This window comes from Bradyrhizobium sp. OAE829 (assembly GCF_040546575.1).
Classification (GTDB): Bacteria; Pseudomonadota; Alphaproteobacteria; order Rhizobiales; family Xanthobacteraceae; genus Bradyrhizobium.
In genome coordinates, this window is sequence record NZ_JBEPOE010000001.1 from 5,483,651 (window position 1) to 5,497,385 (window position 13,735).

Consider the following 13,735-nt stretch of genomic DNA (forward strand, 5'->3'; position numbering starts at 1 on the left):
AAAGCCTTTCACATGAGTTGGCGCAAAGAACCCCGCCGCCCCGAGCGCGGCTATCATCACGGCAATCTGAAAGAGGCGCTGCTGCAGGCGGCGCTTGGCCTGATCGCTGAAAAGGGCGCGGCCGGTTTCACGTTTGCCGACGCCGCGCGGATGGCCGGCGTCAGCCCGGCGGCGCCCTACCGGCATTTTCGCGACCGCGATGAGTTGCTGTCCTCGATCGCCCAGCGCGGCTTCGAGCAGTTCGAGGCACTGTTGCTGCAGGCCTGGGACGACGGCCGTCCCGACACCGTCACGGCGTTCGAGCGGCTCGGCAAAGCCTATCTCGCCTTCGCCCGCAACGAGCCGGCATTCTACTCGGCGATGTTCGAATCCGGGCTTCCGGTCGATGTTAGCCCCACATTGCAGGCGGCAAGCGAACGGGCCTTCGCCGTAATCAGGGCGGCAGCCGAGCGTCTCGCCGCGCTGGTGCCGCCGGGCATGCCGCGGCCGCCGGCGATGATGATGGCGCTGCACATCTGGTCGATGTCGCACGGCGTGGCGTCGCTGTTTGCGCGGGGCGATGCGGCGCGCCGTAAGCTGCCGATGTCGGCCGAGGATCTCCTGGAAGCCGAAGTGCTGATCTATCTGCGCGGTCTCGGCTTCCCGACCGATCGCAGGCCTGCCGCGAAGGACCCGGCGAGCGAGAAGCCGTCCGGCCCGCCGCCGGTTCCACCGGCGGGTCCTTGGGGCACTCCAAAATAATTTAACGACGGCCGCTTGCCGCCCGCTTGACAAAAAACGTGGATGGTTTAGGTATGTAAATGTTATTTACATTCACAACGGCGTGATCGCCGTCATGGAGAGGGAAATGGCCTACACCGCAGATGTCAATCGATGGCGCGGCCCCGCTGAAGAAACCAATCGGCCCCCGCATATGCTGGATAGCCCCTGGCATCCCGGCTGGATCGCCGTAACCATCCTCGGCTTCATCATCTGGTGGCCGATCGGGCTTGCCCTTCTCTTTTTCACACTCGGGAGCAGAAAAATGGGTTGCTGGAGTCACCAGGATCGCTGGCAGAACAAGATGGAGCGGATGCAGTACAAGATGGACCGGATGCGTGGCCGCATGGAGAGCCGTGGCTTCGGCTTCGGCGGCTTCGGGACGCCCACGAGCGGCAACCGCGCCTTCGACGAATACCGCACCGAAACGCTGCGTCGTCTCGAGGAAGAGCAGGTCGAATTCCGCAACTTCCTCGATCGCCTGCGTCACGCCAAGGACAAGGAAGAGTTCGACCAGTTCATGGCGCAGCACAAGCCGCGTCCGACCCCGCCGAACGATCAGCCGCAAAGCTGAACTTCAAGTCGTGAGCTAACGCCTCGGGCGATGTGCCCCCATAGCGCCTGAAGGCTAACGAGCCGCCCGTTTGTGATCAGCACAGACGGGCGGTTTGCTTTGTGCGCGTGAAGCTGCGTTCCGCTATTCAGCCAGTTCGCGCATCACCTTGATCAGGTCGGATTTTCCCTCAAAGCCGATGCCGGGAAGGTCGGGCATGACGATGTGGCCGTCCTCGACGCAAACGGAGTCGGGAAAGCCGCCATACGGTTGAAAGAGGTCCGGGTAGCTCTCGTTGCCACCGAGGCCGAGACCTGCCGCGATGTTCAGCGACATCTGGTGCCCGCCATGGGGGATGCAGCGGGACGGCGACCAGCCATGCTGTGCCAGGACATCGAGCGTCCGCAGATATTCGACAAGTCCGTACGACAGCGCGCAATCGAACTGCAGCCAGTCGCGGTCCGGCCGCATGCCGCCGTAGCGGAGCAGATTGCGTGCGTCCTGATGCGAAAAGAGATTTTCGCCGGTCGCCATCGGACCCGGATAGAATTCCGACATGGCGGCTTGCAGCGCGTAGTCGAGCGGATCGCCGATCTCCTCGTACCAGAACAGCGGATAGCCGCGCAGCATCTTCGCGTAGGCGATACCGGTTTCGAGATCGAAGCGTCCGTTGGCGTCGACGGCAAGCCGCGCTTCCGAGCCGATCTCCTTCAACACGGCTTCGATCCGTCCGCGGTCCTCGTCGATCGACGCGCCGCCGATCTTCATCTTCATTACGTTGTAGCCTCGGTTGAGATAGCCGCGCATCTCCGCTTGCAGCGCCGAATTGTCCTTGCCCGGATAATAGTAGCCGCCTGCCGCGTAAACGAAGACACGGGGATTGGCCTCACGGCCCTTCTTTTCGGCGAGGAGACGAAACAGCGGCTTGCCGGCGATCTTCGCGACGGCGTCCCAGACCGCCATGTCGAGCGTGCCCACCGCCACCGAGCGCTCGCCGTGCCCGCCCGGCTTTTCATTGGACATCATCGCTGCCCAGATCCGATGCGGATCGAGGTTGGTGCCGGCGTCGTCGAGCAGGCTTGCAGGCTCGGCTTCGATGATGCGATTGCGGAAGCGTTCCCGGATCAGGCCGCCCTGGCCATAGCGGCCATTGGAATTGAAGCCGTATCCGACGACGCGGCGACCGTCGCGCATGACATCCGTTACCACGGCGACGAGGCTCGCCGTCATTTTCGAGAAGTCGATATAGGCGTTGCGGATCGGAGAGGCGATCGGCTTGGTGATTTCGACGACGTCGACGATACGCATGATGTTTTCCTTCCATCGGCCGTTGTTTGGAGGCGCCGGTCATGCTGATAACGACAGCAGCAAGCCTGTTCGGGATGGTTGGTAAAGCTGGATTTGCTTCAAGGCCAATGCTATTGCCTGAACTGGTTATGTTGATACGGCATTACCAATGGAACTGATCTGGTTCGAGGACTACCTGGCGCTCGCCGGAACCCTGAACTTCTCAAGGGCGGCCGAGGCACGCCACGTCACCCAGCCGGCCTTCAGCCGCAGGATTCGCGCGCTCGAAAGCTGGGTCGGCGCTGACTTGTTCACCCGCACGACGCATGGCGTCGCGCTGACCCCGGCGGGCGAGCATTTCCACAATCAGGCGGAGATGCTGACCCGCGCGGTGCATCAACTGCGCCGCGACACGCTGGAAGTTTCCGGCCGCGGTGCAAAGCTCTTGTCGATCGCGGCGACGCACGCGCTCTCCTTCACTTTTTTTCCAAAGTGGGTTCGCGGCAATGAAAGGGTTCTGGCGCTTGGGAATCTCAACCTGATTTCCGACAGCATGCAGGCGTGCGAGCAGATGATGCTGCGCGGCGATGCGCAGTTTCTGCTTTGCCACTACCACCGGCAAATGAGCAGCAGGTTAGAGTCCCGCCAGTTCAGGAGCATCGTGGTCGGATCCGATACGCTCGTTCCGCTCAGTGCGCCGGGCAAAAACGGAGCTCCGCACTGGCGGCTTCGTGGCGGCAAGCCGGTCAAATACCTGGCCTATAGTGCGCAGTCGGGATTGGGACGCATCGTGGCCGCCCAATGGGGAACGAAAGAGCGAGCCTTTGCGCTCGAAACGATCTTTACTTCCCATCTGGCAGCAACCCTGCTTTCGATGGCGCGCGCTGGAGACGGCGTGGCATGGCTGCCGCGGACTCTGGCCGAAGAGGACATTTCTGCCGGCCGGCTGGTCGAAGCGGGCGCTGCGGATTTGCATATCCCTATCGAAATTCGTCTTTTCCGCCCCCTTGCACGGCAAAGCCAGGCCGCCGAGTCGGCGTGGGCTGCCTTTGAACAGTCCTGACGTTTCGACGAACGGTTTGCTATCCGTGCACCGCTTTGCGCTGGCGAAGTCCCCCGGACGACCTATATTTCGGGCCGGCGCACCCGAGATGATGGCGATGATCCAGAACGCAATTGCACCCGTCGACCAGCTCTGGGGATCCCTCCGCCGCGAGGCCGAAAGCGTCCTCGCCAACGATCCGCTGTTCGGCGCCTCGCTGTCATCAGCCATCCTCGATCATGCCGATTTCGGTCGCGCGCTCGCTCATCAGATCGGCGAACGGCTCGGCAAGACCGCTGATGACCACGAGTTGTTCGCACGCGTGGCCCGTGAGGCCTTTCACGCCGCGCCCGACCTGATCGACGCGGCAAGCCTCGATCTGCAAAGCATTGCCATTCACGATCCTGCGACCAAAGGACTGCTGCCGCCGCTGCTCAACTTCAAGGGCTACGTCGCGCTGCAGGCCTGGCGCGTGTCCAGCTGGCTCTGGCGTCACGAGCGAACCGACCTCGCCCTGTTGCTGCAAAGCCTGTCGTCGGATTCGCTTCAGGTCAGCATTCACCCTTCCGCCTCGATCGGCACCTCGGTGTTTCTCGATCACGCGACCGGCATCATCGCCGGCGCCTTCGCTGTCATCGGCGACGAGGTGACGATCCTGCAAAACGTCACCATCGGCCGGAAACAGGCAATGCCGGGCCGCGCGCCGCGGATCGGCCGCGGCGTGCTGCTCAGCACCGGCGCCACGATCCTGGGCGACGTTCGCATCGGCGACTTCGCCAAGATCGGCGCCGGCGCGCTCATCGAGCAAGACGTGCCGGCCGGATGTACCGCCGTCGGCATGCCGGCGCGGCTCGTCAATTGCGCCGAGGCGGGGCTGCCGGCGTGAGCTGCGTTGCTCCTCGCGCAAGCGCGATTCCGGGCGCCGACTGCGACAAAACAACCCGACGGGCAAATCAGTTCTGATTTGCGGAAATCGTGTCAAGTAGAAAATTTCTGTATATCAGAAATATTTCTGTTGTCGGCCGACCCAAATCAGTGCGCATCTATCGCCATCCCGTCCCACTCAGAGGGCGTCGGCCGTCGTCACGGACGTTGGGCGGGTTGCGGTGGACGCTGGTTTGCGCTGAGACGATGGCGCGGACGAGCGTACGGCAAAACCGTGTGGTCCTGGCGCCCGTTGCAGGCGTCAAGCTGTCGGCTAGGCGCAAGCTGAACCGGTGGTGACGGAGTCAATTAGGAACTCGTCTCCGGGGAGATCACGGCATAAGCCGTAAAGCCATTGCGCAGGGAAGGCCGGGTGTTCACCGCTGCCCTGTATGCTCGTGTGCACCATCTTGTTGCACAATCGCACACGAGACCGCGGGTGCAGCGCGCACCCGGTCTTCCCTGCGCCCTCTCTATGGGCGGGAAGTTTCCAGCAAACCTCGGGCGCAATGCGTCGCGAGAATGCGAAGGTGTGATTACCGTCATCCTGAGGCGCGAGCGTAGCGAGCCTCGAAGGATGAATCGGCCACAGAAGGGCCGTCGCCCTTCGAGGCGCGCAGGAGCGCGCACCTCAGGGTGACGGGTTAGGCCAATACCCTCAAGGGAACCCGGTTCCAGCCCCCGTAACCGCCCGGTCTGCCTTGATTTCCGGCAGTCAAATTGTCCTTTGGTAACCTCGCATTAACCAAGATTAGCGTCTGGTTAGGGACGTAAAGACGCGCGGATAGCCCTCGTTTTGACACGTTGGCAGGGGAAGCAGGACCCGGCTTTGGACGGGCCCCCCATGCGACACCAATGAGGCTCTCGCGCTGGCGCATTTTTCGCCGCGCCCGATGCGCGGCTGTGGAACGGGCAGCCAGTCGCTCCCGGAGGAATTTGGGAAGGAGCATGATCCGGAAAAGTGGGACCCGGTTTTCCGAAAAGATCATGCTCCAAACAAGAGGCAGAGCATGATCCGGAAAAGTGGGGCCCGGTTTTCCGAAAAGATCATGCTCCAAACAAGAGATAGAGCATGATCCGGAAAAGCGGTTTTCCGAAGCGGATCATGCCCAAACGAGAGCATTGAGAGGATATGATCTGGTGATCCGGAGATTCCTGCAGTTCGTGACGCTGGCCTGCCTTCTGGCAACGGCTTCGTCCGCCAGCGCCCAACAGGTCGAAACGCAATCGCTGTCGCTTGCCGCGTCAGACGTGTCGCTGATTTCGCTGTTCCTGCAGGCGCACTGGGTCGTCAAATCAGTGATGATGGGGCTGCTCGCCTGTTCGGTCTGGGTCTGGGCGATCGCCATCGACAAGATCTTTCTCTATGCGCGCACCAAGCGCGCGATGGACCGTTTCGAACAGGCGTTCTGGTCCGGGCAATCGATCGAGGAGCTTTACCGCTCGCTCTCCGCCAAGCCGACGCAATCCATGGCAGCGTGCTTTGTCGCGGCGATGCGCGAATGGAAACGTTCGTTCGAGAGCCAGACCAGGTCCTTTGCCGGCCTGCAGATGCGGATCGAGAAGGTGATGAACGTCTCCATCGCCCGTGAAGTCGAGCGGCTGGAACGGCGGCTTCTGGTGCTGGCCACCGTCGGCTCGGCCGGGCCGTTCGTCGGCCTGTTCGGAACCGTCTGGGGCATCATGTCGAGCTTCCAGTCGATCGCGGCCTCGAAGAACACCTCGCTGGCGGTGGTGGCGCCCGGCATCGCGGAGGCGCTGTTTGCCACCGCGATCGGCCTTATCGCTGCCATTCCGGCGACTATTTTCTACAATAAGTTCATTTCCGAGGTGAACCGGCAGGCCCAGCGCCTGGAGGGGTTCGCCGACGAATTTTCAGCGATCCTGTCGCGCCAGATCGACGAGCGGGCATGATCCCGAAAAGTGGAAACCGGTTTTTGGACCAGATCATGCCCCCGGATAAACGGCGTGAGGAGCGGTCAATCGTGAGCATTGTGGGCATCCGATCATGGCGATGAACATGGCAGGTTCGGCAGGTGGCGGTGGACGCCGCGGCCGGCGACGCGCCGCCGTGATGGCGGAGATCAACGTCACGCCGATGGTGGACGTGATGCTGGTGCTCTTGATCATCTTCATGGTGGCCGCGCCCTTGATGACCTCGACCATCGATATCGATTTGCCGGTCGCCAGCGGCGGCAAGTCGCTGGCGTCGAACGCCCCGCCATTGACGCTGTCGGTCAAGCGCACCGGCGGCGCCTGCAACTCGAATGTCGAATTATATCTGGGGGATACATTGATCCCTGCCGCCGACTTGTTGCCCAAAATCAAGGCTATAAGGGAAACCCGGTCGGAGGCCGAGAGCGTGGTCTATCTGCGCGGCGATAAGGACGTCTGTTACACAGATATGATGAAATTGTTGGGTTATATTCGGACCGCGGGGTTCAAGGCGAACATCGTGATCGTCCCCGAGCAGGGCTCGTGAGCGCCAGCGTTTTGGCACGGGGTGGAAGCTGAAGTGCGCGAGCGGAGCGGAAAAACGTACGTGAGCGGAGCGGAAAGACTTAAGTGAAGCTCAAGATCGACAAGACACTGGCTGCGTCGGTCGCCCTGCACGTCCTCGTGCTGGGGTACGGACTGGTGTCGTTCTCGACCAAGGCTTACGAAATGACGCCGGAGGAATCGGTCGCCGTCGATGTCATTTCGCCCGACCAGCTCGCCAAGGTCATGGCCGGGACCAAGACCGGCAAGAAGGAAAATCCGAAGCCGCTGGTGGACAAGGTTGCCGAGGCCAAGCCGATCGAAGACGCGGTCGGCAAGGTGACCGAAAAAGCGCCCGTGGTCACCGAAATGGCGCCGCCCAAGGCGGAAGAGAAGCCGGTCGAGAAAAAGCCGGATCCGCCCAAGGTTACCGAAAAGGCGAAGGAAGAGCCGAAGCCGGACAAGAAGCCCGATCCGCCCAAGGTCGATCCGATCGCGGAAGAGATGATGAAGGCGAACGCAGAGGCGGAAGCAAAGGCCAAGGCTGAGGCGAAGGCAAAGGCCAAGGCGGAAGCGAAGGCAAAGGCTGAGGCAAAAGCCAAGGCCGAAGCCGAGGCGAAAGCCAAAGCGGACGCGAAGCCCAGGTCGGAAGATCCGTTGGTCAGTATCGCGGCGCTGCTCGACAAGCGGGACCCGTCGCGAAAGGCCGCGACCGGCGACACCTTGAATTCGAATGCCGCCCTGGGCACCGCCAAGGGCACTGCCGCAGACAACTCCGCGACCTGGGGATCGATGTTCAAGCAGCAGGTCGAGCGATGCTGGAAGAAGCCCTATGGCGGCATCGAGTCGCAGAAGCCGGAAGCGGCGTTTGCGATCCGCCTGAAGCGCGACGGTACGCTGGAGGGAATGCCGGTTCCGGAAGGAACGCCGGCAACGCCGTATTTGCGCGTCTATCAGGAGAGCGCGTTGCGCGCGATCATCGAATGCCAGCCGTACAAGCTGCCTGCGGCGTTTTTCGAGGAATGGAAATATTTTGCGCCGGTGTTCACCGAACAGAAGACCTGAAGCTTTTGTAATTTGGTGGTCACCTCCCGGCAATCACGGATATGAGCAAAGTCGAAGCGATGACTGACAAAGAGGGATTGCCGAACATGCTGTTTCGCCCGAGCCGCCGGCAGATCATTACCGGAATGGCGTCAGCGGGCCTGCTGATGGGCGGCCAGCGCGCCTTCGGCCAGGCGCCGAAACGCATCATTGTGCCCGAGGGCGAATTCACGCCGCTCCCCATCGCGATCCCGAATTTCGCCGCCGGCACGCCGGCAGACGCCGAGGTCGGCGTCGGCGTCACGCAGGTCATCACCAACAACCTGAAGCGCAGCGGTCTGTTCGCGCCGATCGATCAGGCGGCCTATATCGAGAAAGTAATCAACATCGATGCCGCGCCGAACTTCCAGAGCTGGAAGAGCATCAACGCGCAGGCGCTGGTGACCGGCCGCATGACGCGGCAGGGCGACGGCCGCCTCAAGGCCGAATTCCGGCTATGGGACGTCAACACCGGCCAGCAGCTCACCGGCCAGCAGTATTTCACCTCGCCGGAATACTGGCGGCGGATCGCCCACATCATCTCCGACCAGATCTACGAGCGCCTGACCGGCGAAAAAGGCTACTTCGACAGCCGCGTGGTGTTCGTCGACGAGAGCGGCTCCAAGGAACGCCGCGTCAAGCGGCTGGCCTTGATGGATCAGGACGGCGCCAACGTGAAATATCTGACGCGCGGCGCCGACCTGGTGCTGACGCCGCGGTTTTCGCCGTCGACCCAGGAAATTACCTATATGGAGTTCGGGCAGGGCGATCCGCGGGTCTACCTGTTCAACATCGAGACCGGGCAGCGCGAGATCGTCGGCAACTTCCCGGGCATGTCGTTCTCGCCGCGCTTCTCGCCGGACGGCCAGCGCGTCATCATGAGCCTGCAGCAGGGTGGCAATTCGAACTTGTTCGTGATGGACCTGCGCTCGAAATCGACGACGCGGCTGACCGACACGCCGGCGATCGACACCTCGCCGTCCTATTCGCCGGACGGCGCCCGCATCTGCTTTGAGTCCGATCGCGGCGGCAAGCCGCAGATCTATGTGATGCCGGCGACCGGTGGTGGGGCGCAGCGCATTTCGTTCCAGGAGGGCAGCTATTCGACGCCGGTGTGGTCGCCGCGCGGCGACTACATCGCCTTCACCAAGCAGGGCGGTGGTCAATTCGCGATCGGCATCATGAAGCCGGACGGATCGGGCGAACGCATTCTCACCTCGGGCTTCCATAACGAAGGCCCGACCTTTGCGCCGAACGGCCGGGTGCTGATGTTCTTCCGCGAGCCCGGCGGCAACAGCGGCCCTTCATTGTTCACCGTCGATATCTCCGGGCGCAACGAGCTGCGGGTCCCGACCCCTGGCTTCGCCTCCGATCCGGCATGGTCTCCGCTGTTGTCCTGAGCGTTCCACGGGTTAGGGCGTTAATCGGCAAACATTGCCTAGCGTGCTGATTTATCAGGCGGATTTCTGCAGCCTGAAACCGAAAGCAACGTCTTGGTAACGATATTCCCTCAGAAAGACTTCATCTGCAAAGGGTAAGACTACGCACCCGAACAGGACGGCGTACACCCGAAATGCAGCTCGCAAACCAGAACGGAGAGTCCGATCAGAAGATGTCGCCGTATCTTCGCGCGGCGCTGATCGATTCGCTGTTCGAAACCCGCGCTCCGCTGCTCACGGGTCTTTTCTTCGGCGCCGTTGCGGCGGCCGTGACCGCGCTGAAGACGGGAGAACCGCTCATCTGGGCGTGTGTCGTGCTTCTCATCTTCGCCGCCGCCCTCCGGGCGTTCGACTTGCGGCGGTACGATACACGCAAAGCGACACTGACCGCCGATGAGGCTGCGCGGTGGAAGAGCCGGCATCAGATCGGGGCGATCATCCAGGCCGCCGCGGTCGGCATCTGGTGCTGCACCACCCTGTTGGTCTCGGACGACGCCGTCGCTCATATGATTTGTCTGTCCACAACCACCGGATTCGTGGCGGGCGGTGCGGGCAGGGCCTATGGACGGCAATGGATATTCCAGCTGCAGGCTTACCTTTGCTTCGGTTCAACGGTCATCGCGCTGGCATTGCGTGGCACGCCCTATTACATGGCCATGTCGGTCCTGTGCGCAGCATTCCTCGTGGCGGTCATACAAATTTCGGCCAATCTGCACAGAATATTCATGCAGGCGCTGATGGCGCGCGAGCGCGAGGCGGCGCTGGCCGGCCAGTTCGATACCGCGTTGAACAACATGCCGCACGGGCTTTGCATGTTCGGCGCTGACGGCCGCCTTGCGGTCATGAACCACCGCTTCAGCGAGATGATGAGCCTGCCTGACGCTTCGGTGCAGGGTGCCGCCAGTGCGTCCGACATTATTGCAGCCTGCGTCGCCTCTGGTTCGATTTCGAACGCGAGCGGCAGCATGATCCTGTCGGAAATCGAGAGCTCGCAGGCGCGGGACATGATCACGACCGATCCCGACTTCACGCGCAACCGGTCTCTGTCATGGACGTTCCAGCCGATGGCGGGCGGAGGCGCGGTGGTCTTGCTCGAAGACATCACCGAGCGGCGCGACGCGGAAGCCAAGATCAGCCATCTCGCGCGTTACGACGAACTCACCGAGCTTCCCAACCGGGTCAATTTCCGCGACGAAATCGGGCGCCTGCTGGCCATTCAGCAAGGCGCCGACAGGTTGTCGGCGCTGCTGTTCGTCGACCTCGATCAATTCAAGCAGGTCAATGACACGCTGGGTCATCCCTGCGGCGACCAGTTGTTGTGCGCGGTTGCCGGACGGCTGCGCGAGATGTTGCGTCCCGAGGACTTCGTGGCGCGGTTTGGCGGCGACGAATTCGTCGTGTTCCAGCAGGACATTCATTCCCACGAGGACGCGGCAGGCCTCGCCCGGCGCATCGTCGACCGGCTGAGCGAGCGCTACAAGATCGACAATCATCTGGTCGAGATCGGCGCCAGCGTCGGCATCGCCATGACCTCTGCCGGGGTCAGTGCGGATACGCTGCTGAAGAATGCCGACATGGCGCTGTACCGCGCCAAGGCCGACGGCCGCGGTACCTTCTGCTTCTTCCGCGACGAGATGGCCCAAACCGTCGAAGCGCGCCGCATCCTTGAACTCGACCTGCGCAAGGCGCTGGCGAACGAGGAGTTCGAGCTGTTCTATCAGCCGCTGGTCAATATCAAGTCCGGCAAGATCGCGACCTGCGAGGCGCTGCTGCGCTGGAATCATCCGGTCCGCGGCACGGTATCGCCGATCGATATCATTCCGGTCGCCGAGGATATGGGCCTGATCGTCGATCTCGGCCGCTGGATTTTGCGCAAGGCCTGCATGGAGTGCATGAAGTGGCCCGAGGCCGTCAGCGTCGCCGTCAACTTCTCTCCGCAGCAATTCCATCAGCGCGACGTGCTGAGCGAAGTACGCTACGCGCTCGAGGTCTCCGGCCTGCCGGCGCACCGGCTCGAAATCGAGATCACCGAATCCTCGTTGTTGCGCAACACGCAGCTGACGCATGATGTGCTGTCGCAACTGCATTCGCTCGGCGTGCGGATCTCGCTGGACGATTTCGGCACCGGCTATTCGAGCCTGAGCTATCTGCACAACTTCCCACTGCAGAAAGTGAAGATCGACCGTTCCTTCCTCGAAGGCATCGATACCGATCGTCCGCTGACATTGCTGCGGGGCGTGGCGCGGCTCTCGGCCGATCTCGGCATGTCGGTCGTGGTCGAGGGCATCGAGACCAACGAACAACTCGAATTGATCAGCACCGATGGCACGGTGACCGAGGCGCAAGGCTATCTGTTCAGCCGGCCGGTCCCCTCGGTTCGGGTTCGCCAGTTGCTGAATGCTTCCCACGGCCGCCGTTCGCCGGACGAGCCGCTGGTCGTGGTGCCGTCGCGTTCGATCGCGTGACACAATACAACTTCCCGTAATACTACGGACGGTGGCGGCTGCAAAGGTTAACCCTAACGTGTCGATAGCTTTGCAATTTTGTTAAGGAGCTGTTAAGTTTTTCGTACTCGCTCAGGTTGTTTGGAAGTGATGGAGTACGAGATGAAATCCGGAGCCGAACCGCGCGCTTCGTTTGCTGTGCGGGGAGGCGCGCTGTTTGACCGCGTCGATTACCGGCCCATCGAAACTCCTGAGGCGAAAGACCAGCTCTATTTGATGCGCTACCGGGCCTATACGCACGGCAATTTAATTCCGCCGTCAGGAACCGAGCGCTACAGTGATCGCTACGACGATGCGCCCAATGCCTGGACGTTCGGAATCTATGTCGACGGTGAACTTTACAGCTCGATCCGTCTCCACGTCCTGACGTCCGACCAGCGGATGTCCTGCACGACCGATTTGTTCGGCGATGTTCTTCACCCTCGCCTCGACCGCGGCGAAGTTTTCATCGATCCGGCCCGTTTCGTTGCAGATCCGGATAAAGCCCAGCGTTTCCCGGAGCTTCCTTATTTGACAGTGCGGTTGGCCTATCTGGCATGCGAGTATTTCAACGCCGATACCGGGCTTGCGCTCGTTCGCCCCGCGCACCAGTCGTTTTATCGCCGGGTCTTTCTTAACGAGACCATCGCCGAACCGCGCCAGTTTCCGAACGCATTGGCAAAGGTGGCATTGATGGCGTCCGATTTCCGCGCTGTGCGGGAACACGTCATGACCCGGTTTCCCATCATGCGCTCCAGTGCATTCGAGCGGCGGATGCTGTTCCAGCGTGCGCCTCACGCCTTCCAGGAAGCCGAAATATCGACCTTCGAGCGAGCCTCGATCGTTCCCAGTTCCTGAAGCTGCCGGGCTGGAATCCGCAGGAATTTGCTGTCCGGCGGCAGGAGGCTGCCCAATCGGTGCACAAACCGCCTGTGCCGGGCGCCCAAAGCGATGATTCCGGCCTCAGCCCGCTTGCCTTCACCGTCGCGCCACATTTACAAACCATTAACCATCGTGGGCGCTTTTCACGGTTTGTCGGCATTTGATCGGGTCTGGCAAGGTTCCATCAAGGTTGACGGAACGTTCGCTTAACCATCGCCCTGTAGACCGGATAACAGTCGGAAAACGTGAGCGTGGAGGCTCCGGAATGAAACATCAGATGCGCATCCTCCAGGGATTGAAACTGGCCGCGGTACTCGCGGTGGCCCTGTCGATGGGCGCTTGCGCCAACAAGAACGTCGGCGCCGAGGGGGCGATGGCGAGTGCGGCGACCCCGGGCAGCCAGCAGGACTTCGTGGTCAATGTTGGCGACCGCGTGTTCTTCGAGAGCGACCAGACCGAGCTCAGCCCGCAGGCGATCGCGACCCTGGAAAAGCAGGCGCAGTGGCTGCAGACCTACAACCGCTATTCCTTCACCATCGAAGGCCATGCGGACGAGCGCGGCACCCGCGAATACAACATCGCGCTCGGTGCACGGCGCGCCCAGTCGGTACGGAGCTATCTCGCCTCGCGCGGCGTCGATCCGAACCGCATGCGCACGATCTCCTACGGCAAGGAGCGCCCGGTCGCCGTGTGTAACGACATCTCCTGCTGGTCGCAGAACCGCCGTGCGGTCACGGTGCTGAACGCCGGCGCCTGAGCGGCTGCGACTACCGAGTTCGGAACCGGCGCCTTCGGGCGCCGGTTT

Annotated in this window: 12 protein-coding genes; 11 read left to right on the top strand and 1 reads right to left on the bottom strand. The window is 61.9% G+C overall.

Features of this window, described 5'->3' with window-relative positions; all coding sequences use genetic code 11:
• Positions 1-12: 12 nt before the first annotated feature.
• Positions 13-741 carry a TetR/AcrR family transcriptional regulator gene (locus ABIE49_RS26345; RefSeq protein ID WP_192736833.1) on the top strand — a complete coding sequence of 243 codons (729 nt, stop codon included), beginning with the start codon at positions 13-15 and terminating at the stop codon, positions 739-741.
• Between the two features lie 106 nt (positions 742-847).
• Positions 848-1,333 (top strand): DUF2852 domain-containing protein, encoded by a 486-nt coding sequence (locus ABIE49_RS26350; RefSeq protein ID WP_192736953.1) that lies wholly within the window; start codon positions 848-850, stop codon positions 1,331-1,333.
• A 123-nt stretch (positions 1,334-1,456) separates the two neighbouring features.
• Here the strand turns inward: ABIE49_RS26350 and ABIE49_RS26355 are convergent, their stop codons facing one another.
• Positions 1,457-2,620, bottom strand: coding sequence for a mandelate racemase/muconate lactonizing enzyme family protein (locus ABIE49_RS26355; RefSeq protein WP_192736832.1), 1,164 nt, complete (start codon positions 2,618-2,620; stop codon positions 1,457-1,459).
• Between the two features lie 148 nt (positions 2,621-2,768).
• Here ABIE49_RS26355 and ABIE49_RS26360 point away from each other — a divergent pair, with 148 nt between their 5' ends.
• The 9 genes from ABIE49_RS26360 (at position 2,769) to pal (ending at position 13,687) form a co-directional block, all read left to right on the top strand.
• Complete coding sequence (locus ABIE49_RS26360; protein WP_192736831.1) at positions 2,769-3,662, top strand: LysR family transcriptional regulator; 894 nt, start codon at positions 2,769-2,771, stop codon at positions 3,660-3,662.
• A gap of 97 nt (positions 3,663-3,759) precedes the next feature.
• Positions 3,760-4,527, top strand: coding sequence for a serine acetyltransferase domain-containing protein (locus tag ABIE49_RS26365; protein WP_192736830.1), 768 nt, complete (start codon positions 3,760-3,762; stop codon positions 4,525-4,527).
• Between the two features lie 1,268 nt (positions 4,528-5,795).
• On the top strand, positions 5,796-6,479 hold the full coding sequence (tolQ, locus tag ABIE49_RS26370) for a protein TolQ (protein WP_192736952.1): 684 nt from the start codon (positions 5,796-5,798) through the stop codon (positions 6,477-6,479).
• 94 nt (positions 6,480-6,573) lie between these two features.
• Positions 6,574-7,047 (top strand): biopolymer transporter ExbD, encoded by a 474-nt coding sequence (locus ABIE49_RS26375; protein WP_192736829.1) that lies wholly within the window; start codon positions 6,574-6,576, stop codon positions 7,045-7,047.
• Between the two features lie 83 nt (positions 7,048-7,130).
• Positions 7,131-8,108 (top strand): cell envelope integrity protein TolA, encoded by a 978-nt coding sequence (gene tolA, locus ABIE49_RS26380; RefSeq protein WP_192736828.1) that lies wholly within the window; start codon positions 7,131-7,133, stop codon positions 8,106-8,108.
• An 86-nt stretch (positions 8,109-8,194) separates the two neighbouring features.
• Positions 8,195-9,526 (top strand): Tol-Pal system beta propeller repeat protein TolB, encoded by a 1,332-nt coding sequence (tolB, locus tag ABIE49_RS26385; RefSeq protein WP_192736951.1) that lies wholly within the window; start codon positions 8,195-8,197, stop codon positions 9,524-9,526.
• A gap of 173 nt (positions 9,527-9,699) precedes the next feature.
• On the top strand, positions 9,700-12,030 hold the full coding sequence (locus tag ABIE49_RS26390) for a putative bifunctional diguanylate cyclase/phosphodiesterase (protein WP_192736827.1): 2,331 nt from the start codon (positions 9,700-9,702) through the stop codon (positions 12,028-12,030).
• A 141-nt stretch (positions 12,031-12,171) separates the two neighbouring features.
• A complete protein-coding gene (locus ABIE49_RS26395; protein ID WP_192736826.1) occupies positions 12,172-12,906 on the top strand; it encodes an N-acyl amino acid synthase FeeM domain-containing protein in 735 nt (244 codons plus the stop codon).
• A gap of 289 nt (positions 12,907-13,195) precedes the next feature.
• Complete coding sequence (pal, locus tag ABIE49_RS26400; protein ID WP_192736825.1) at positions 13,196-13,687, top strand: peptidoglycan-associated lipoprotein Pal; 492 nt, start codon at positions 13,196-13,198, stop codon at positions 13,685-13,687.
• Positions 13,688-13,735 lie beyond the last annotated feature (48 nt).

Excerpts from the sequence above, each read along its gene's own strand:
- tolB (WP_192736951.1), top strand. The coding sequence starts at position 8,195 with ATGCTGTTTCGCCCGAGCCGCCGGCAGATCATTACCGGAATGGCGTCA.
- ABIE49_RS26355 (WP_192736832.1), bottom strand. The coding sequence starts at position 2,620 with ATGCGTATCGTCGACGTCGTCGAAATCACCAAGCCGATCGCCTCTCCG.
- pal (WP_192736825.1), top strand. The coding sequence starts at position 13,196 with ATGAAACATCAGATGCGCATCCTCCAGGGATTGAAACTGGCCGCGGTA.
- ABIE49_RS26350 (WP_192736953.1), top strand. The coding sequence starts at position 848 with ATGGCCTACACCGCAGATGTCAATCGATGGCGCGGCCCCGCTGAAGAA.
- ABIE49_RS26365 (WP_192736830.1), top strand. The coding sequence starts at position 3,760 with ATGATCCAGAACGCAATTGCACCCGTCGACCAGCTCTGGGGATCCCTC.
- ABIE49_RS26395 (WP_192736826.1), top strand. The coding sequence starts at position 12,172 with ATGAAATCCGGAGCCGAACCGCGCGCTTCGTTTGCTGTGCGGGGAGGC.
- ABIE49_RS26390 (WP_192736827.1), top strand. The coding sequence starts at position 9,700 with ATGCAGCTCGCAAACCAGAACGGAGAGTCCGATCAGAAGATGTCGCCG.
- ABIE49_RS26345 (WP_192736833.1), top strand. The coding sequence starts at position 13 with ATGAGTTGGCGCAAAGAACCCCGCCGCCCCGAGCGCGGCTATCATCAC.
- ABIE49_RS26360 (WP_192736831.1), top strand. The coding sequence starts at position 2,769 with ATGGAACTGATCTGGTTCGAGGACTACCTGGCGCTCGCCGGAACCCTG.
- ABIE49_RS26375 (WP_192736829.1), top strand. The coding sequence starts at position 6,574 with ATGGCGATGAACATGGCAGGTTCGGCAGGTGGCGGTGGACGCCGCGGC.